The sequence below is a fragment of the Limnobacter parvus genome (assembly GCF_024623725.1).
Classification (GTDB): domain Bacteria; phylum Pseudomonadota; class Gammaproteobacteria; order Burkholderiales; family Burkholderiaceae_B; genus Limnobacter; species Limnobacter parvus.
Map to the genome: position 1 here is coordinate 99,856 of NZ_JANKHG010000016.1, position 18,360 is coordinate 118,215.

Below are 18,360 nucleotides of genomic sequence, written 5' to 3' on the forward strand. Positions count from 1 at the left end.
CCTAACTTCGCTTAGTGTGCACTGAAAATCAATTATTTTCTACCTTGATGGGCTTTGTCGAACCTTGCTTCATGATTCGCCCAGCCAAAGTGTTGCGAGAGCATACCCGATTTTACCGCTGCAGTGCGTTAGTGATAGTACTCATCTGTATCCTGCCGGCTTCTGCGAGTATTTGATTACCATTTTCGTCCAAAATGACCGTAAATGGTAATCCACCCTGTTGGTTGCCCAGCACCTTGCCCAATTCAGTACCAGTCATGCCTGCCAGCACGATGGGATAATTTACAGGGGTTTTTTGAAGAAATTGCTCGACGTTGCTGGGTGAATCAATTGCAATGCCAATAAGCTCCACATTTTGCGTCAACAGTTGCGGGTATAGCTCGTCAAGCTCGGGCATTTCTTCCACGCAGGGTGGGCACCAAGTGGCCCAGAAGTTCAGCACCACAACCCGACCTTTCAAAGCGCCAAGGTCCAGTGAACCGCCCTGTGGCGTGTCAAATGTATAGCCGTTTAATGGGTAGGCGGGCTCGCCTTGCGGCTTCAAGCCAAAATACAGGCCAATGGCCAAAGCCAAAATCGCGGTCACAATCGGGATTAGTTTGTTTTTCATGGTGCTTCTATTTGGCTTATCAATCGGGCCAGGCCCGCTGTGTCGGTTTGAAAAGGGGTTCCGTCGGGCGCTTGCCTGTTCAGCAAGCCACGGCGTTGTACATGGTTGGCCACGCCCAGCTGAAACCAGCGCTGTTTCCAGCGAAAAGCCACAGCGGGGAATGATTTGCCAGCCAGCAAGGCGTCTTCACAGGCTTCGAAGTTGATGTTCTGGTTCAACAGCCAGAAGTCCACCTCTTTTTCATCGTCTGCAAATGCAATGATGTGCACATCAGAATGGGCGCTACCAGTGCCATTCACCGCCGCGCCATACACAATGGGCTCAAACTGCTGCATGCCTTGCATGAATAGGAGTGCCACTTCGCGCAATTCGTTCAATTCGCCGGGTTGGCTGTCGGCTTGAAACAGGGCTTGGTAGGCGCGTACTTCATCTTGAATGTCTTGATCCGAGGGCAGGCGTTCCCGTGGAATTCGCTGTTTGCCCACCTTGGCTTTCACGGCCTGGTTGCGCGCGGTGGCATAGTCCAAACCTTCCTCGGCGATCAATCGGGCGGCTGTCATCGCAATTTCAATGCGAAGTTCGTCTTGCGGGGCGAAGAATTCTTCCATACCGGCAGTGTATCCAAATTCACAGGCACTACAATATGGGCTTGTTCTGAAAGGAAGAAAGAATGCACATCCATATTCTGGGAATTTGTGGCACCTTTATGGGCGGCGTTGCCCAGTTGGCCAAGGCCCTGGGCCACAAAGTAACCGGTTGCGATACCAATGTTTACCCGCCCATGAGCACCCAGCTAACCCAGGCGGGCATTGAGCTCACTGAAGGCTTTGGGGTGGAACAACTGGCTATAAAGCCCGATTTGTGGGTAGTTGGCAATGTGGTTTCACGCGGTAACCCTTTGATGGAAGCCATTTTGAATCAGGGTTTGGCCTACACCAGCGGCCCTCAGTGGGTGGGCGAGCATATTCTGCGCGGTCGCAAGGTGTTGGCCGTGGCAGGCACGCATGGCAAAACCAGCACCAGTTCAATGTTGGCCTGGGTGTTGCAGCAAGCTGGTTTAAATCCCGGTTTTGTCATTGGTGGTGTGCCCAGTGGTTTTGGTGTGTCGGCCACGCTGGGGCAGGGCGATTGCTTTGTAATTGAAGCCGATGAATACGACACAGCGTTTTTCGACAAGCGTTCGAAGTTTGTGCACTATCGGCCCACCGTGGCGGTGTTGAACAACCTTGAATTTGACCATGCCGATATATTCCCCGACTTGGCAGCCATTGAAACCCAGTTTCACCACTTGGTGCGTACTGTGCCTTCTGAGGGGCGTGTGGTTTGCCCTGCCAATACAGAATCGCTGGAACGCGTGCTGAAACGAGGTTGCTGGACACCTGTGGAGCGTTTTTCAGCCAGTGGTGAGGCCGCACCCTGGCAGGCGCGTGTACTGGGCGCCTCGAAGTTTGAGGTGCTGAACAACGGCGAAGTGAAAGGTACGGTGGAGTGGGGTTGGTCTGGCTTGCACAATGTAAACAATGCGCTGGCGGTGGTGGCTGCGGCCCATGCGGTGGGTGTGAATGTGGCCGATGCTTGCAGTTACTTAAGCGAATTCCCCGGTGTGAAGCGCCGCATGGAATTGCGCGGTGAAGCGGGCGGTGTGAAGGTGTACGACGATTTTGCCCACCACCCCACAGCCATTGCCACCACACTGGAAGGCGCCAGGGCCCGCATGGCGGAAATTGCGGCGAGCAAGGGCGAGGAAAGTGGGCGATTGATTGCCCTGTTCGAGCCCCGTTCAAACACCATGAAAATGGGCACTTTGGCGCAAGCCTTGCCCGCATCGTTCAAAGAAGCCCATGCGGTGGCGTGCTACACCGCCGGTATTCAATGGGATGTGCTCGACACCCTGGGCAGCCTGGGCGAACGCTTGTTCACCAGCAACCACCTGGATGAAATTATTGACCATGTGGTGGCGCAGGCCCGGCCCGGCGACTGGATTTTGGCCATGAGCAATGGCTCGTTCGGCGGTATTCATGAAAAGCTGATTGGTGCCTTGGCCCAGGCGGCAGGGGTGCGGGTTTGACCCCTTTTAATTTAAGCAGCCCCGGCGGCTTTGGACGCACCCGCGACGTGGCCGATTTGGTGGTGTATCTGCACGGGTTTCGATCTTCATCCAAATCGGTGAAAGCGCAAAAAATGATCGATACCTTTGCGCGGGCTGGCCTTAGCAGCCATTTGTGGGTGCCGGATCTGCCTGCATCGCCCGCGCAAGCGCTGGCCTTGATCGAGCAACAGGTCGACTCACGCCTGCAAAGCCAGCCCGACACAACGCTGACCTTTTTTGGCAGTTCACTGGGCGGCTATTACGCCACGGTACTAGGCGAATTGCACACGCAGGCCAGCGTGGTGTTGCTGAACCCGGCAATTCGGCCTTACGACGATTTGCAAGACCAAATCGGCAAAAAGAAAGTGTATTTTTCCGACGAAGAAATTGAATTTGTGCCCGCTTACCTGGGCGATTTAAAGGCCATGGAGCAAACCAGCCTTACCGACCCAGCACGATATTTTTTGGTGGCTGCCCGCGACGATGAAGTGCTGAACTGTGACACCATGCTGGCGCGTTACCCCGGCGCACACCAACTGCATTTGCTGGGCTCAGACCATGCCTTGAGCGATTTCGACGACATTCTGCCCTTTGTAAAACTGGCGGTGGGTTTGCAATGACCGGTGTTGTGGCCTGGACCAGGCACTGCCCACCCGGGTGGCCAACGTGGGCACGCGATTGGGCTACCTCCCAGGGTTCGCTAACCCAGCGTTTGGTGGGTTTGAACAAGGGGTTTAAAGTAGAGCCTGTGGTGCAGGGCAAGGCGCGGGTGCTGCTAGATGCGGCCCAAAGAAAGCAGATGATGCGCCAGCGTTTGGTGCGTTTGCATGTGAACGGGGCCCCGGTGGTGCTGGCACAAACCTTGGTGAAAATGCATGGCCCTGTGAACGATTGGCATTTTTGGCGGGGCCTGGGCACACGCTCGCTGGGCACGGTGCTTTTTTCCGACCCGCAGGTAAAACGCGGTGAATTGTACTTCGCGCGTTTGCCGTTGCGCCAAGCTTGGGTACAGCAGTTGTTGAACCCGGCTTTGCGCGCTGAAATGAACAAGATGGGCCAAGGCCGCGTGTGGTACGCCCGCTGTGCGCAGTTTTCGCGCAAACCCAACCGAACACCGTTGTGGGTCATGGAAGTGTTCCTGCCCCAACTTGAACACCTTATTTAGGACAGTTGATGAATTTGTATTACGAAGAGGCCGGAGCCTTCAAAGTAGGCCGCGTGCTTCAAGAGCAAGGCAATGCCTTTCAGGTAGAAACCTTGCATGGCAAACGCACCAAGGTGAAAGCCAACAGTGTGATGCTGAAATTCGATGCGCTGGAATGTGCAGAATTCCACACGCAGGTAGAAGCCTTGGCCAAGGAAGTAGACATCGAGTTTTTGTGGGAATGTGCGCCCGAAGGTGAATTCGATTTCACTGTGATGGCCAAGGAGTACTTTGGTGAAAAGCCAAGTGTGGTGCAGCAGGCCGCAACTTTGGCTGCATTGCACGCAGCCCCGGTTCAGTTCCACCGCAAGGGCAAGGGCATGTACCGCGCAGCCCCGCCAGAAATTTTACAGGCGGCCCTGGCTGGTTTGGAAAAGAAACGTTTGGCTGCTGAGCAACAGCAGGCTTGGGCCGATGCGCTGGTGCGCCGTGAACTGCCCGAGGGCTTCGCCAAGCAAGCTGCCACTTTGCTGGTGCGGCCTGATAAAAACAGTGCCGAGTACAAAGCGCTGATGCTGGCCTGCACGGAAGCGGGCCGTTCGCCCGATGTGTTGCTGATTGAATGTGGTGCCTTTGCTTCGGTGCATGAAATGATGCGTGCGCGTTTTTCTGCGATTCACTTCCCGAAGGGCACTGAAATTGATTTGCCCGCACCGCCGGTGCCCGCCGATTTGGCCGAACTGCCTGTGGCCAATGTGCGCGCTTTTTCAATTGACGATATTTCAACCACAGAAATTGACGACGCATTCAGTGTGGTTTGGCTGGATAAAAACCGCGCAAAAATTGGTGTGCACATTGCTGCACCCGCGCTGTTGATTCCGCGTGGCAGCCCTTACGACCGTGTGGCCCGCGAACGCCTTTCAACCGTGTATGCACCCGGAGACAAAATTACCATGTTGCCTGACCAGGTGGTGGAATTGTCTACATTGGCTGAAGGCCGCACCGTGCCGTCGGTCAGTATTTATGTGGAAGTCAGCACGGAAACTGGCGAGCTGTTAAGTGAACCCTACAGCACCATTGAACAAGTGCCCATGGCCGCCAACCTGCGCCACAACCACCTGGATGCAGCACTTTCTAAAGAAGTGCTGGAAGACCCTGAACTGAATGAATTGGATGTGGTGGGCGAGTTTTTCCCCGCGCTGAAAATGTTGTGGAAAAGTTCATGCGTGCTGCGCATGGAACGTGAAGTTGTGCGTGGCCAGCCCGAGAAACACACCCGCATTGATTTCAATTTTTATGTAGATGAAAGTGGTACGGTTGAAATTCAACCCCGCCGCCGCGATGCACCGCTTGACCTCTTGGTGGCCGAATGGATGATCTACGTGAACCGCGAATGGGGCGGCATGCTGGATGAATGCAAGGTCACCGGCATTTACCGCGTGCAACCGCCCATGGGCCGCGTAAGAATGTCGACCCATGCGGGCCCGCACATTGGCTTGGGCGTGCCGCAGTACGCATGGAGCACATCGCCCTTACGCCGCTATGTAGATTTGGTGAACCAGCAGCAATTAATTTCATTGCTGCGCCAGGAGCCGCCCGTGTACACCGCCACCGATGCGGAACTGCTTTCAGCCGTGAACAGTTTTGATATCACTTACAAAGCCTATGCAGAATTTCAGCAAAGCATGGAACGCTACTGGTGCCTGCGCTGGATTCAGCAAAAAGGCCGCAAGCAATTCGATGGCGTGGTGGTGAAAGACGAACTGGTTCGGCTCGACGATATTCCTTTGTTTGTGCGCTTGGTGGGTGTTACCTCGCCAGGCCGCGGTGTTGCAGTGGAAGTGGAACTGGACCAGGTGGATGAACTAACGTTGACTGTGTCATGCAAATTGCTGGCCTTGAAAAAGGGCACTGCAACGCGCTTGCTGGATGATGAAGAAGAGGAAGAAGTAGAGCTTCCAGAAACGCCAGTGGCTGCGGTTGAAGCAGAGGGCGTGAAGGTTGAGGGAGACCCCCAAGCGTGACCACACTGCGTGCACCCATTGGCGAATTGAATTTGAAGAAGGCACTGGTGTTGTCAGTGTTTCTTCATGCGCTTTTGCTGCTGGTGCATTTTTCCAAGCCGCAGGCAGACACCGCATTTAGTCGCCCGCTGGAAGTAATTTTGGTGAACGCGCAGTCGCAGAAAACTCCGAACGATGCCAAGGTGCTTGCGCAAGTAGCGCTTGATGGCGGTGGCCAAGCCGACAAAGGCAGGGCCACCACCTTGCCAGGTCAGGCTGAAGACAAAGTGAATCAGCGTGAGCTGATTGCCAGCCAGGAAAGGCTGAAAGAACTTGAAGCTTTGCAGCGCAGTTTGGCCGGTGCAGAGTTGCGCACCACCCCGCAGAATGAGGTGCTGGACACACGACCCGGCAACGACCCGAAAACCCAGCGTGCGCTTGAAATTAAACGCCTTCAGGCACAAATTGCAGACAACATCAAAAGCTACAACGAGCGGCCCAGAAAGCATTTTTTTTCGCCCCGCACCTCGCCTTACGCATTTGCCATTTACGAAGAAGCCTGGCGCGCCAAAGTAGAGCAAGTGGGCAACGCCAATTACCCCGATGAACTCAAGGGCCGAATTTACGGCAAGCTTCGCTTGACTGCTTACATTCGCGCCGATGGCACTCTGGAAGACATTGAAGTAGATCGTTCTTCAGGCTCGGCAGTGCTGGACCGTGCAGCGCTTCGAATTTTACGCATGTCCACTCCCTTTCCGGCATTCCCTTCCGAAATGCGCGCCAAGGCTGATGTATTGGCCATTACCCGCACTTGGGTGTTCAGCCGTGACACGATTAGCACGGAATACTAACTACATGAAAACTCATGGAGAAACCCGTTGACCCTTCCCAGTTGTGATCAAGACCGTTATGTGGTGATCGGCAATCCGATTGCACATAGTATGTCGCCTGCCATCCACACCGACTTTGCGGCACAACTGGGTTTGCCCTTGCAATACCAGCGTGTGCTGGCCCCGTTGAATGGCTTTACACAAACTGTGGCGGCCTTGAAAGCTGCAGGCGTGAAAGGTGCGAATGTAACCGTGCCTTTCAAGTTGGAAGCTTTTGCTCTGGCCACTGAGTGCAGCCCTGCTGCGCAATTTGCTCAAGCGGCCAACACCCTGAAATTCAATGCCGACGGCACCGTGCTGGCCGACAACACCGATGGCGGTGGCTTATGCCGCGACCTGGCTCGGCAGTTAAAAACCCTGGGCTTGCGCATGGACCAATGCCAGGTATTGATGATTGGCGCAGGTGGCGCAGCCAGTGGCTGTGTGGCCGCATTTCAAGATTCGAGCATTCAACATTTAACTGTTTTGAACCGCACGGTGGGCAAGGCCCGCGAACTGGCGGAACGGGCTGAAGCCATCGACCTGCCTGCAGCAGGTGGGGCGCTGGATACACCGCCTTCGCATTTCGAAATTCCGGGCGCGCCGGTTGTTATCGTGAATGCTTCGTCAAGCAGTTTGAAAGGCGATGTGCCTGCACTGCACCCCGACTGGTATGAACGCGCCGTGCTGGTTTACGACATGATGTACGCCGCTGAACCTACGCCTTTTATGCAGTCGATTCACAATCCCGAGTTGCCCTGTAGCGACGGCTTGGGCATGTTGGTGTTTCAAGCCCAGCTGGCTTTTGAAGTGTGGACCGGCCAATCGCCCAATGCGCTGGTAACCTTGAGCAAAGTGCGGCAAATGTTGCTGAACAAAACAAAACAACAATGAACGCCATGGCCCGCAAGAAAAACTCTACTGGCAGCAAACGCAAATTCAGCCTGAACCCCTTGGTGTGGCTGTGGCGCATTTTTTTCTGGGGTTTTTTTGCGCTGGTGTTGTTGCAGCTTTGGTACCTGGCTCAAATTGCGGTGTGGACTCATGTAAACCCCAGCAGCACCAGCTTCATGCAAACCCGCCTGGCTGAAATTCGTAAAACCGAGCCAGGTTTTCAGTTGAAGCATGAATGGGTGCCTTACGACAAAATTTCACTGAATTTAAAGCGTGCGGTAATTGCGGCCGAAGACAGCGGTTTCATGACCCACAAGGGCGTTGAAATGGAAGCCATTGAACTGGCCTTGAAGCGTAATGCACGCAGAGGCAAGGTTACGCATGGTGGTTCAACCATTACGCAGCAATTGGCCAAGAATTTGTTTTTAACCAGCAAGCGCAGCTATATACGCAAAGGGCAGGAATTGGTGATTGCCCTGATGATCGAGGCTGTGTGGGACAAACGCCGCATTCTGGAGGTGTATTTGAATGTGGTGGAATGGGGAAATGGCGTGTATGGCGCGCAAGCAGGGGCGCAGCATCACTATGGAGTTAGCGCTGCGCAGCTAAGTAGTTACCAGGCAGCGCGCATGGCAGGCATGCTGCCAGCGCCGCGTTATTTCGACAAACGGCGGAATTCGCCTTTTCTGGCACGCAAAACAGGCACGCTGCAAAAGCGGATGTATCAGGTTACTGTTCCAAAATAGTCTGTCATCCACCTAACCCAACAAAGCCTCCCAAAGCTTTCGTATGGGCTTTTTAAGCACCATCAGCGCCGGGTCGCTGGTGCGCGATTTGTCGTGCCCAGCCAGGCGTAGTGCGTGTTGTTTTGCGCGCAGTTGGCGGTAGGCATCGGCCACATAATTGGCCAACTCGGCGGGCACTAAGCCAAGCTCACCTGCTTTTTTAAGCAGCGCAATATTGCCTTTGTTTTTCGTCAGTTCAGGGTGGGTGTGGGCATGGCCCAGCACCAAGGCCTGCACCATGAATTCAATGTCAACCATGCCGCCCAGGTCATGTTTTACATCAAACAATTCAGAGTTGTTGGGGTGGCCCTCCAGCATTTTCTGCCGCATGCCAATCACTTCTTTTTTCACGTCTTCCCAATCGCGCGGCAATTGCAAAATTTCTTCGCGCAGGTTCTCGAATTTCTTGCCAATCTCAGCATCGCCCACACAAAAACGCGCGCGGGTTAATGCCTGGTGTTCCCAGAACCATGCGCCCACGCCGCCTTCCCGGCGCTGGTAGTCTTCAAACGATGCCACGCTGCTAACCAGCAAACCGGCTTCGCCATTGGGCCGCAGGCGAAAGTCCGTCTCAAACAAGGTGCCTGCTGCGGTTTGTGTGGTCAACCAGCGGTTCATGCGTTTGGCCAGTTGGGCGTACAGGTCGGGTGCGCGGTCGTCGTCGTCTTCAAACAAGAAAATCAGGTCAAGGTCGGATGAATACCCCAACTCTTTGCCGCCATGTTTGCCGTAAGCCACCACCGCAAATCGTGGTTGTGCCCGGTGGCGTTTGGCCAGTTGGTCCCAAGCGCGTTCCAGAATCACTTCCAAAGTGCAGTCGGCCAATTCAGACAACAAATCGGAAACATGTTCCACAGTCAGCAAATTTTCCAGATCTTGCGTCAACACCCGAAACAACTGCGCATGGTGTTGTTCACGAATCAAGTCCATTTGTCGTTCAAGGTCGGGCTGGCCGTCTGGCAGCTTGGCATGGTCCAGCAGGTCGCGAAGTTGTTGCTTCCACTCATCCAGGTTGGGCGGGGTCAGCAGCGTACGGCTGTCTAGCAACTCATCAAGCAACAGGGGGTGCTTGATCAAGAAATTCGCAGCCCATGGGCTGGCGGCCAGCATGCGGCTTACGCGAATTCGGGCAATCGGGTATTCGTCAAGCAAGCTTAAGTAAGCCCCCCGGCGCGACACGGTTTCAATCAAATCGCAGCAATGCCGCCAGCATGAATCGGGCGCGGCAGATGCACCGGCTGCTGCCAGCAGTGCGGGCATTACCCGGTCTACCCGTTCCCGGTGGGCGCTGGGCAGGGCTTGGTAGCGGCTTGATTCAATCAAATGTTGGTAGCGGTCTTGCGCTGCCTGTGGGTTGGTAAAGCCTTGCAACAGGTTGTCTGCCCAGGGCAGTTCAAGGCTAGGTGTTTCTTCGTCTTCCTGTTTGTCGCCAAACACCACATCAAAATGGCTGGCCACATAATCCATGTGCCGGTTCAGGGTTTTCATGAAATTGCCGGGGTCTTGAAAACCCATGGACCGTGAAACCCGTAATACCTCGGTGGGGCTGGCGGGCAGGCGGTGGGTTTGCGCGTCGTCCACGTATTGCAGGCGGTGTTCAAGGTTGCGCAAGAAGCGATAAGCGGCAACCAGTTTGTCATGGTCGTCGGCGGTTATCAGCCCAAGTTCAACACACACCTCAAGCACGTCCACGGTGCGGCGCAGTTGTAGTTTGGGTTCGCGGCCACCGCGAATAAGCTGAAAAGCCTGCGCAGTGAATTCAATTTCACGAATGCCACCTCGCCCCAGCTTTACGTGTACGGAACCGGGGTACTGGCTTTCGCGTTTGTTCACTTCGTTACGAATTTGAATGTGCAGGGCACGCAAAGCGCGAATGGATCCAAAATCAAGGTACTTTCGAAACACAAAGGGGCGAACAATGTTGTTCAAATTGTCCAGGCTTTGCTGAAAAGCCGTGTCTTGGGCAGGGTCAACTGCCCAGTTAACTACACGAGCCTTTATCCACGCGTAGCGTTCCCACTCCCGGCCCTGCACCACAAAATATTCTTCAAGCATGTCCAGGCTAACCACCAAAGGGCCTGAATCGCCATTGGGGCGCAGACGCATGTCCACGCGAAATACAAAACCCTCGTCGGTTACTTCAGAAATAATCTTGATGATCCGTTTGCCAACCTGGGTAAAAAACTCGGCATGTGATTGGGTTTTGCCGTTGGGGCCGCCCAGTGTTTCGTCGTCCTGGTTGTACAGAAAAATTAGGTCGATGTCGCTGGATGCATTCAGCTCAAAACCACCCAGTTTGCCCATGCCCACCACCATCAAGCAATCGCCGTTAGCCGGCTCGCCAAAGCGCTCGGCTTGCAAACGGTGGCTTAGTTTCAAGGCAATTTGTACTGCAGCATCGGCCAGGAATGACAAGGCTTCCGTTACGTCGAACAAATCGACCTTTCCTTGCAGGTCGCGGCGCATGATTTCAATCATGCTGCGCTGGCGCACTAGCCGAAGTTCGGCCATCAGCGCTTTTTCGTCGCTAAGTTCCCGTGCTTTCTCAAGCCAGGTTTCAATGCAGTTCAGCAAATGTTCGTCGTCGCTGTGCCCCGTGTCCCACTCGGGAAAGCGATTCAGCCAGCGTTTGGCGTATTCCGAGTGTTTGGGCCAAACCTGATGATAGAAATCGAGTGGGTCGTTCATGGGGGTTCGTAAAATTGGGAAGCTTGGTTCTACAATAGCGTACTACAGGTGTTCAAGACTTTTCAGGCGGTATTTCTTGCAGGAAGGAACTATCCAATCACAGGTACAACAGGCAGCCAAAAACCCGACGTTACGGCGTGCAGGGGCGGTGCTGTTTTGGGCATTGGTAGTGGTGTATGTGCCTTTGTGCCTGGCCTTGCTGGCAATTAAATGGCTGGTTTTACCTGAAATTGACCGCTATCGGCCTGAAATTCAGCAGTTTCTTCAAAACCAAACGGGTACCAACATTCAAATTGGTCAGTTACAGGCCAATTGGCGGGGGTTTGGTCCACATTTGGAAATTGAAAACGTGAGGTTGCCCCAAAGCAACGGTGAAACCGGCTTCGAGGCCAGCCGCATTCAACTAGACTGGTCTTTGCCCAGCATCCTTGCGTTCTCGCCACGGCTTAAGAATCTGGAACTTCACTCGCCCTTGTTAAGCGTGCAGCGCAACCTTCAAGGTGAGATCGTGGTTGCCGGTGTTCCATTTGTAGACGATGGCACCGAGGGCAACCCGGGTCTGGATTGGTTGCTGGACCAGCGGCGCGTACTACTGAAAAACGGCATTTTAAATTGGCAAGACAGTCTTGGGCAGTTTCCGGATTCCCAGGCAGTTCAAGCCGAGTTGTTGATTGAAAATACCTTGAACCGCCATCAGGCCGGTTTGGTGTTCATGTTGCCAAGCTTGGCCGAAAGCCCAATTCAAGCCACCTTGAATTTCAAAACCCCTTTGCTTGAGCGTCAGCTTGGCGACATCAGCAAGTGGAAAGGTACTTTCCACGTTGATGCTGTGTTGGACAGAACCCAGCCCCTTGAAACAGTGATCAAGAATTTTGGGGTGGATGCGCAGATCAGCCAGCCACAGGGCCAGTTGTGGATCGATTTTGAAAAGGGCTTGGTGCAACGTTCGCTGTTGAATGCACGTGTGGCGAAACTGCGCTTTGCCAATCCGCAAGTGGATGCAGTACCTTTTGACATGGTCAACACCAGCGCTTTGATTGAGGTACGCGGCGAGCATTTGTTGTTTGAGCCGCAAGCCTTGTCGATTCGGCAGTTGCAGGGGCAAATTGCGGGCCGGCAGCAATTCGGCCCCACCGACCTGGCAGTCAGCAAAAGCAGTGTTGACGGGGGCACACAGTGGGGTTTGCAAATCAGCAAGCTGGATGCTGCGCAGGCCAAAGCCATTTTGCTGGAACTTGGTCCCCACCTAAGTCAGCAGGCACAGCTCGACACGTTGAAGGCGTTGGATATTTCTGGGCGAATAAACCGTGTTGATTTGAATTGGAGTACTGCTGGCGGCAGCCCGATTGAAAATTCCCAGTCTTTTAATTCCGATGTTGAGTTCAGCAATTTGATGCTGTTTTACCGTGATCCATCGGCCAATTCGAACGGAACAGTGACCGGCTTTAAAAATCTGAGCGGCACCTTCAAGGGCAACGACACAGCGGGGCGTTGGACCCTGATCGGTAAGAATTCTGAGGTTGCCTTGCCTGAAATTTTTGCCAGTGAATTGCTGCGCTTTGATGAAGTGAAGGGCGAGGGCGCCTGGACCCATGTCTTTTCCCCTGATGTGCCCACGCGGTTTTCAGTGGATCAACTTGAGGCACGCAACGCTGATTTGCACATAAACACGGCAGGCACCTACGAATTTCTGCGCGATGAAGCCGATGTGGTCGATTTGAAAGGCACGCTGCCCATGGCCGATGTGGCCAAGGTTTCCGCGTACTTGCCTTTGGTTGTGGGCAGCAGTGCCCGGGAATGGCTAAGCACGAATTTGAAAGCCGGTTTGGCCAAGAACGGTGAATTTCAGCTGACTGGGCGTTTAAGCGATTTTCCCTTCGACGGCCCGAACAAAAAAGGCGTGTTTCGAATTGAGATTCCTTTCGAGGGTGGCGAGTTTACCTATGCGCCGGGCTGGCCCGGCATTCAGAAGGTAAATGGAAAAGCGACTTTCAATGGCAAAAGCATGCTGGTTCAGGCCGAAACTGCAGAGACACAAGGTGTGCAGCTTAAAGATGTACAGGCGCGAATCGACAACCTGGATGCCTGGGAGCCACTGCTTGAAATCAAAGGGCAAGGGCAAGGCGAATTGGGCAATATGGTGGCATTTGTGAACCAAAGCCCCGTGCGGGAAATATTGAATGAGGCGTTAATCAATGCCCAGGTTGAGGGCAATGCCAACCTGAATTTGCAAATCAACATTCCGATTGCCGCCCCTGATGAAACACAAGTGAAAGGCGACTTGCTGCTCAAGGGCAATTCCATTCGCGTGGTGCGTGGCATGCCTACGGTCAGCAATGTCGATGGGCTTATTCAATTCTCGAACAAAGGCTTGTTTATTGACAAATTGCTGGGGCAGGCCTTGGGTGGCCCGGTAACTTTAAATGGCACCACAGATTCCACAGGCCGAATGGAAATTCGTGCCAATGGCACAGCCCGTGCACGCGGGCTTGCGCAGTATTTGAACCCCCTGGCGGAACCCTACTTGGCGGGAAGCACCCCCTACACCGTGGTGGTGGCCACGCGGGAACAGGGCGTGGTCGTCGACGTGAATAGTCAGTTGCTTGGTCTGGAAGTAAAACTGCCCAGCCCATTTAACAAAAAAGCAGACACACGTTTGTCATTCAAGCTGAACCAAGCCGCAACGAATCAAGGTGAACGCTGGGCCATTGACTTGGGCCCCGATGGCAAGCCCACCGCGCAAGTGCGTGCTGTGGTGCTGGATGAAGGTGGGCAGCCGGGCATTGATTCACTTCAATTTGCAGTGGGCGCACCCTTGGCAGCGCCCACCGTTGGCTTTCAAGGCGACGTACGGGTACCTGTTATTGACCTTGATGAATGGCGTGAAGTGTTCAATCAAATTACATCGGTCCCTGGCAACGCAGGCTTGATGGGTGAATTCATGGGTGACCCTGCTTCCAACCCTTCAATGAAGCTGAAAGTGGGCATTCGCACCGACCGGTTGAACGTGGGCAGCAAGTCATTCGAGGGTGTTTCAGTGGCAGCGCGCACCGTTGAAAACCGTTGGCAATTTGATGTAAAAGCAAAAGGTGTAGACGGTTACCTGACTTGGATCGCTGACAAACAAAGGCCCGATGGCGCTGTGCTGGCCCGCTTCAAAACCCTGGTAATTCCCCAAACCCTGGACAGCGACATGCGCAATTTGGTGGAAGAACCTGCGTCAAGTATTCCTGCTCTTGATGTGCAAGTTGATAACTTCACTCTGAACGACCTGGCCTTGGGCAGTTTGAAATTGATTGCAGTGAACCAAAGCCGTGAAGAACAGGCCCGTGCCACGCTTACCCAGCGACCGCGCGAATGGAAGCTGGAAGAATTGCGCGTTGAAAACCCTGAATCCGTAACAACCGCCAAAGGCGTGTGGCAATACGGCGCGAATTTCACCAAGCAGCGCACCGACATTGATGTCAACCAAACTGTGAAAAATGGGGGCGGCTTGCTGACCCGCCTGGGCATGGCCGATGTATTTCGGGGCGGTGAAGGCACACTGGTCGGGCGGCTGCGTTGGAATGGCGCACCCACTAACATTGATTACGGCAGCCTGAGCGGCCAATTCAAACTGCTCAGCAACAAGGGCCAGTTTCTGAAGGCCGACCCCGGCGTGGCCAAATTGCTGGGTGTGCTTTCGTTGCAAAGCATCCCGCGCCGTTTTGCGCTCGATTTCCGTGATGTTTTTTCTGAAGGCTTTGCCTACGACACCATGGAAGCCGATGTGGCGCTGAAAGAGGGCATTGCCAGCACCCAGAATTTCAAAATGACCGGGCCCAGCGCCACTGTGCTGATCGACGGCAATCTTGATCTGGAAAGTGAAACCCAAAACCTGAACGTTGTGGTGCTGCCCGACCTGAACCCCGCAGGTGGCTCACTGATTTATTCTGTGATTGCCGCCAACCCGGCTGTGGGCATTGCGTCGCTGATTGCCGACTACGTATTCAAAGACCCCTTGGCGAAAATTTTCTCTTTTCAATATCAGGTAAGTGGCCCATGGTCTGCGCCCGTAATTGAACGGGTGCGCAAAAGCGACCCGCCCAACAACCCCACCACCACCAACGCAAGGCCATAACATGCCCAGCCCAATGACTGTTGCCAGCCTGCAAATGATCTCCACCCCCGACCTGGAACGCAACCTGGACATTGCCCAGCGCTTAATTGGCCAAGCTGCCAAACAAGGCGCACGCATGGTACTGTTGCCTGAATATTTTTGCTTGATGGGCAATCAAGACACCGACAAACTGGCCATTTCAGAAGCTTTCGGCCAAGGTCCCATTCAAGAATTTTTGGCCGATCAGGCTGTGGTGCGCAATGTGCATATTGTGGCTGGCACTTTGCCGATTTCCAGTCCTGTCGATGGCCGTGTATACAACACCACGCTTGTGTTCAACCCGCAAGGGGAATGCACTTCACGTTACGACAAAATTCACTTGTTTTGTTTCACCATGGGTGAAGAAAGCTATGACGAAGGCCGTGTGTTGTTGCCCGGCAATACCCCAGTGGTGGCCGATGTGGATGGCTTTAAAATCGGTTTGTCGGTGTGCTACGACCTGCGTTTTCCTGAGCTGTACCGCGCCATGGGCAAGGTCGATTTAATCGTCATGCCCGCTGCGTTTACTTACACCACCGGCAAGGCCCATTGGGAAGTGCTAATGCGCGCCCGCGCAATTGAAAACCAATGCTACGTGCTGGCCTGTGGGCAAGGCGGTGTTCACGAGAACAAACGCCGCACCTGGGGTCATTCCATGCTGGTGAACCCATGGGGCGAGATCGAGAATATTTTGGCGGAAGGCGAGGGTGTTGTACTGGGCCAGCTCGACCCTGCTAAGATAGACGATGTGCGAAACAGCTTGCCCGCGCTTGCGCACCGCGTGCTTTAAAGGATTAATCATGAAAGTAGTAGACCCCGCCATTTCCAACCTTGCAACCGCTCAAAGCCTGTTGTGGACCCCCTACGGCATTGACGAAGGCCACATTCAAAAAGCGTTTGGCGAAATTTTTGCGCACAAGGTTGATTTCGCCGATTTGTACTTTCAGTACGGCTGTGTAGAAGGCTGGTCGCTTGATGAAGGCATTGTGAAATCCGGCAGCTACAACATCGAACAAGGGGTGGGTGTACGCGCCGTGAGTGGCGACAAAACCGCTTTTGCGTATTCCGACGACATTGGCTTTAAACCCATTTTGGCCGCTGCCAAATCGGTGCGCGAAATTGCAAGCCTTGGCAAAACCGCCAACCGCAACTTGAAAACCGGCAAAGGCTTTGCCGGTGCGGAAAGCCGCGCACTGTACAGCCCGCTAAACCCAATTCCCACCTTAACTTCCACCGAAAAAGTCGACTTGCTAAAGCGCCTTGAACAGTTTGCCCGCAAGCGCGACAAACGGGTTAAACAAGTCATGGCCAATATTGTGGGTGCTTATGATGTGGTCATGGTTGCGCGAAGCGACGGTGTATTGGCCGCCGACGTGCGCCCCTTGGTGCGCGTGAATGTAAGCGTAGTGGTTGAACAAAAAGGCCGCCGTGAAACCGGTTCATCGGGTGCTGGTGGCCGTTATGATTTCGGCCATTTCAACGATGCATTTTTGATGCACCACGCCCACACGGCTGTGGACCAAGCCTTGATCAACCTGGAAGCGCGCCCCGCCCCTGCTGGTGTTCAAACCGTGGTGTTGGGTTCCGGTTGGCCCGGCATTTTGCTGCACGAAGCGATTGGCCATGGCCTGGAAGGCGACTTTAACCGCAAGGGCAGCAGTGCATTTTCCGGCATGATAGGCCAGCGCGTGGCCGCCAAAGGCGTCACCATCGTCGACGACGGCACCCTTGCCAGCCGCCGTGGTTCGCTGAACATCGACGACGAAGGCAACAAAACCCAGTGCACCACCCTGATTGAAGACGGTATTTTGAAAGGCTATATTCAAGACATTACCAACGCCCGGCTCATGAAAATGCCGGTAACCGGCAATGGCCGCCGTGAAAGCTTTGCGCACCTGCCCATGCCGCGCATGACCAACACCTACATGTTGAACGGCGACAAAACGCCGGAGGAAATTATTGCCAGTGTGAAAGACGGCGTGTACGCGGTGAACTTTGGCGGTGGCCAGGTCGACATTACCAGCGGTAAGTTTGTATTTTCAGCTTCGCTGGCTTACAAAATTGAAAACGGCAAAGTGACCTACCCGCTAAAAGGGGCCACCCTGATTGGCAATGGCCCCGATTCGCTGACCAAAATCAGCATGGTTGGCAATGACATGGCGCTTGACGACGGCGTGGGCACCTGTGGCAAAGAAGGCCAAAGCGTGCCTGTGGGCGTGGGCCAGCCTACTTTGCGGATTGATGGTTTGGTTATGGGCGGCACTCAGTAGAATCTTGTTTCAGGCGGGCGCCAATTTCTTCAACAGCTTTTTTGTTGGTGCTGCAATCTTTCGCGTAATGCAAACATTCGCTAAAGCTGTACTCGGTACTTCCCATGCGAACCCGCCCGCTGGTTTCGGCCAAGGCTGCCAGCATGCTCCAACCTAACACACTGGTGTTGTCTAAAAACAAAGCGGTTTGAATGGTTTGAATGGCTTCAAACCGTTCTTTGTGGTTCATGGTGTTTTTTAACGTGGGCGATTTATCCAGCATTCGCTGAAACTTCCTGTAAAGCGGTTCAAGTATTGCCCGGGCCTGGCGTGCGCACACTTCAGCCGGCGGCGCCATAACTTCTGGCATGGGAGTGGCTGCTTTTTGCAGCCGGCTTGGCGCTGCAATTCGAGAAGTTTCCGGCAGTTGAATTAAAACAGTATCGGCTTTGCCAATGTTGTTTTTAATCAGTTCCCTGTAATCTTCGGTACTTTCAGTTCTTTTTCTTTTGCTGCCAGGGTTGGTTTCAACTGCGGGCGGCTGTGGTTCTGGCGATGGCGTGGCCCTTCTGGGTACGGGGCGGGCAGGGGCTGCTATTTGCAAACATTCAGATGGTGCCAGTAAATGGGGTTCAAAACACGCGGTTACGTTTGGGTTGCATACTTCAAGCATGGGCAATGCAAGGGCTTGGGCAGTGCCTGCAATGCCGTGTTGGGTTGTTTGTGCTGGGGTTGATAATGTGTGGGAAAGGTTTGACAGAGAATTGAAATCGACTGCGCGAAACATGACACAACTTTTGACGAGTTAAAAAAAATAGGTAACTAACGGCCCCCATTTGTTCACTAAAAACACTTCAATTAAGCGATCTCCTTGATTAATTTGATGCAAAT

Annotated in this window: 14 protein-coding genes; 10 read left to right on the plus strand and 4 right to left on the minus strand. The window is 53.9% G+C overall.

Features of this window, described 5'->3' with window-relative positions; translation table 11 throughout:
• Window positions 1–112: 112 nt before the first annotated feature.
• Together NSP04_RS05835 and NSP04_RS05840 are read right to left on the minus strand one after the other, a co-directional pair.
• Window positions 113–610, minus strand: a complete 498-nt coding sequence (locus NSP04_RS05835) for a TlpA family protein disulfide reductase (protein WP_257511404.1) — start codon at window positions 608–610, stop codon at window positions 113–115.
• Window positions 607–1,218, minus strand: coding sequence for a hypothetical protein (locus NSP04_RS05840; protein ID WP_257511405.1), 612 nt, complete (start codon window positions 1,216–1,218; stop codon window positions 607–609). Before NSP04_RS05840 ends, NSP04_RS05835 begins: the two co-directional genes overlap by 4 nt.
• Before the next feature lie 62 nt (window positions 1,219–1,280).
• On the opposite strand from NSP04_RS05840, the gene mpl reads away from it, so the two are divergent.
• The 7 genes from mpl to mtgA are packed head-to-tail and all read left to right on the plus strand — an operon-like array spanning window position 1,281 to window position 8,355.
• Window positions 1,281–2,678 carry a UDP-N-acetylmuramate:L-alanyl-gamma-D-glutamyl-meso-diaminopimelate ligase gene (gene mpl, locus NSP04_RS05845; RefSeq protein ID WP_257511406.1) on the plus strand — a complete coding sequence of 466 codons (1,398 nt, stop codon included), beginning with the start codon at window positions 1,281–1,283 and terminating at the stop codon, window positions 2,676–2,678.
• Window positions 2,675–3,319, plus strand: coding sequence for a YqiA/YcfP family alpha/beta fold hydrolase (locus NSP04_RS05850; RefSeq protein ID WP_257511407.1), 645 nt, complete (start codon window positions 2,675–2,677; stop codon window positions 3,317–3,319). The genes mpl and NSP04_RS05850 overlap by 4 nt, the downstream gene beginning before the upstream one ends.
• On the plus strand, window positions 3,316–3,864 hold the full coding sequence (locus NSP04_RS05855; RefSeq protein WP_257511408.1) for a chorismate--pyruvate lyase family protein: 549 nt from the start codon (window positions 3,316–3,318) through the stop codon (window positions 3,862–3,864). Before NSP04_RS05850 ends, NSP04_RS05855 begins: the two co-directional genes overlap by 4 nt.
• A gap of 8 nt (window positions 3,865–3,872) precedes the next feature.
• Window positions 3,873–5,867 (plus strand): ribonuclease catalytic domain-containing protein, encoded by a 1,995-nt coding sequence (locus NSP04_RS05860; RefSeq protein WP_257511409.1) that lies wholly within the window; start codon window positions 3,873–3,875, stop codon window positions 5,865–5,867.
• The gene (locus NSP04_RS05865; protein WP_257511410.1) at window positions 5,864–6,697 is read left to right on the plus strand and encodes an energy transducer TonB; all 834 of its coding nucleotides are present in this window, start codon (window positions 5,864–5,866) and stop codon (window positions 6,695–6,697) included. Before NSP04_RS05860 ends, NSP04_RS05865 begins: the two co-directional genes overlap by 4 nt.
• Before the next feature lie 27 nt (window positions 6,698–6,724).
• On the plus strand, window positions 6,725–7,609 hold the full coding sequence (aroE, locus tag NSP04_RS05870) for a shikimate dehydrogenase (protein WP_257511411.1): 885 nt from the start codon (window positions 6,725–6,727) through the stop codon (window positions 7,607–7,609).
• 5 nt (window positions 7,610–7,614) lie between these two features.
• Window positions 7,615–8,355, plus strand: coding sequence for a monofunctional biosynthetic peptidoglycan transglycosylase (mtgA, locus tag NSP04_RS05875; RefSeq protein ID WP_371825005.1), 741 nt, complete (start codon window positions 7,615–7,617; stop codon window positions 8,353–8,355).
• 12 nt (window positions 8,356–8,367) lie between these two features.
• Here the strand turns inward: mtgA and glnE are convergent, their stop codons facing one another.
• Entirely contained in the window at window positions 8,368–11,082 is a 2,715-nt protein-coding gene (gene glnE / locus NSP04_RS05880; protein ID WP_257511413.1) for a bifunctional [glutamate--ammonia ligase]-adenylyl-L-tyrosine phosphorylase/[glutamate--ammonia-ligase] adenylyltransferase, read from the minus strand.
• A gap of 76 nt (window positions 11,083–11,158) precedes the next feature.
• Here glnE and NSP04_RS05885 point away from each other — a divergent pair, with 76 nt between their 5' ends.
• From NSP04_RS05885 to tldD, 3 genes are read left to right on the plus strand one after another with little or no spacing between them, the layout of a single operon-like run.
• Window positions 11,159–15,202 (plus strand): YhdP family protein, encoded by a 4,044-nt coding sequence (locus NSP04_RS05885; protein WP_257511414.1) that lies wholly within the window; start codon window positions 11,159–11,161, stop codon window positions 15,200–15,202.
• Window position 15,203: 1 nt separating this feature from the next.
• Entirely contained in the window at window positions 15,204–16,010 is an 807-nt protein-coding gene (locus NSP04_RS05890; RefSeq protein ID WP_257511415.1) for a carbon-nitrogen hydrolase family protein, read from the plus strand.
• Window positions 16,011–16,020: 10 nt separating this feature from the next.
• Entirely contained in the window at window positions 16,021–17,490 is a 1,470-nt protein-coding gene (tldD, locus tag NSP04_RS05895) for a metalloprotease TldD (protein ID WP_257511416.1), read from the plus strand.
• Here tldD and NSP04_RS05900 read toward each other — a convergent pair.
• On the minus strand, window positions 17,471–18,256 hold the full coding sequence (locus NSP04_RS05900; RefSeq protein ID WP_257511417.1) for a hypothetical protein: 786 nt from the start codon (window positions 18,254–18,256) through the stop codon (window positions 17,471–17,473). The genes tldD and NSP04_RS05900 overlap by 20 nt on opposite strands.
• Window positions 18,257–18,360: the final 104 nt, after the last annotated feature.

Bases quoted from the DNA above. Each gene is read 5' to 3' on its own strand.
- NSP04_RS05835 (WP_257511404.1), bottom strand. From the start codon at position 610: ATGAAAAACAAACTAATCCCGATTGTGACCGCGATTTTGGCTTTGGCC.
- NSP04_RS05840 (WP_257511405.1), bottom strand. From the start codon at position 1,218: ATGGAAGAATTCTTCGCCCCGCAAGACGAACTTCGCATTGAAATTGCG.
- mpl (WP_257511406.1), top strand. From the start codon at position 1,281: ATGCACATCCATATTCTGGGAATTTGTGGCACCTTTATGGGCGGCGTT.
- NSP04_RS05855 (WP_257511408.1), top strand. From the start codon at position 3,316: ATGACCGGTGTTGTGGCCTGGACCAGGCACTGCCCACCCGGGTGGCCA.
- NSP04_RS05860 (WP_257511409.1), top strand. From the start codon at position 3,873: ATGAATTTGTATTACGAAGAGGCCGGAGCCTTCAAAGTAGGCCGCGTG.
- mtgA (WP_371825005.1), top strand. From the start codon at position 7,615: ATGGCCCGCAAGAAAAACTCTACTGGCAGCAAACGCAAATTCAGCCTG.
- glnE (WP_257511413.1), bottom strand. From the start codon at position 11,082: ATGAACGACCCACTCGATTTCTATCATCAGGTTTGGCCCAAACACTCG.
- NSP04_RS05890 (WP_257511415.1), top strand. From the start codon at position 15,204: ATGCCCAGCCCAATGACTGTTGCCAGCCTGCAAATGATCTCCACCCCC.
- tldD (WP_257511416.1), top strand. From the start codon at position 16,021: ATGAAAGTAGTAGACCCCGCCATTTCCAACCTTGCAACCGCTCAAAGC.
- NSP04_RS05900 (WP_257511417.1), bottom strand. From the start codon at position 18,256: ATGTTTCGCGCAGTCGATTTCAATTCTCTGTCAAACCTTTCCCACACA.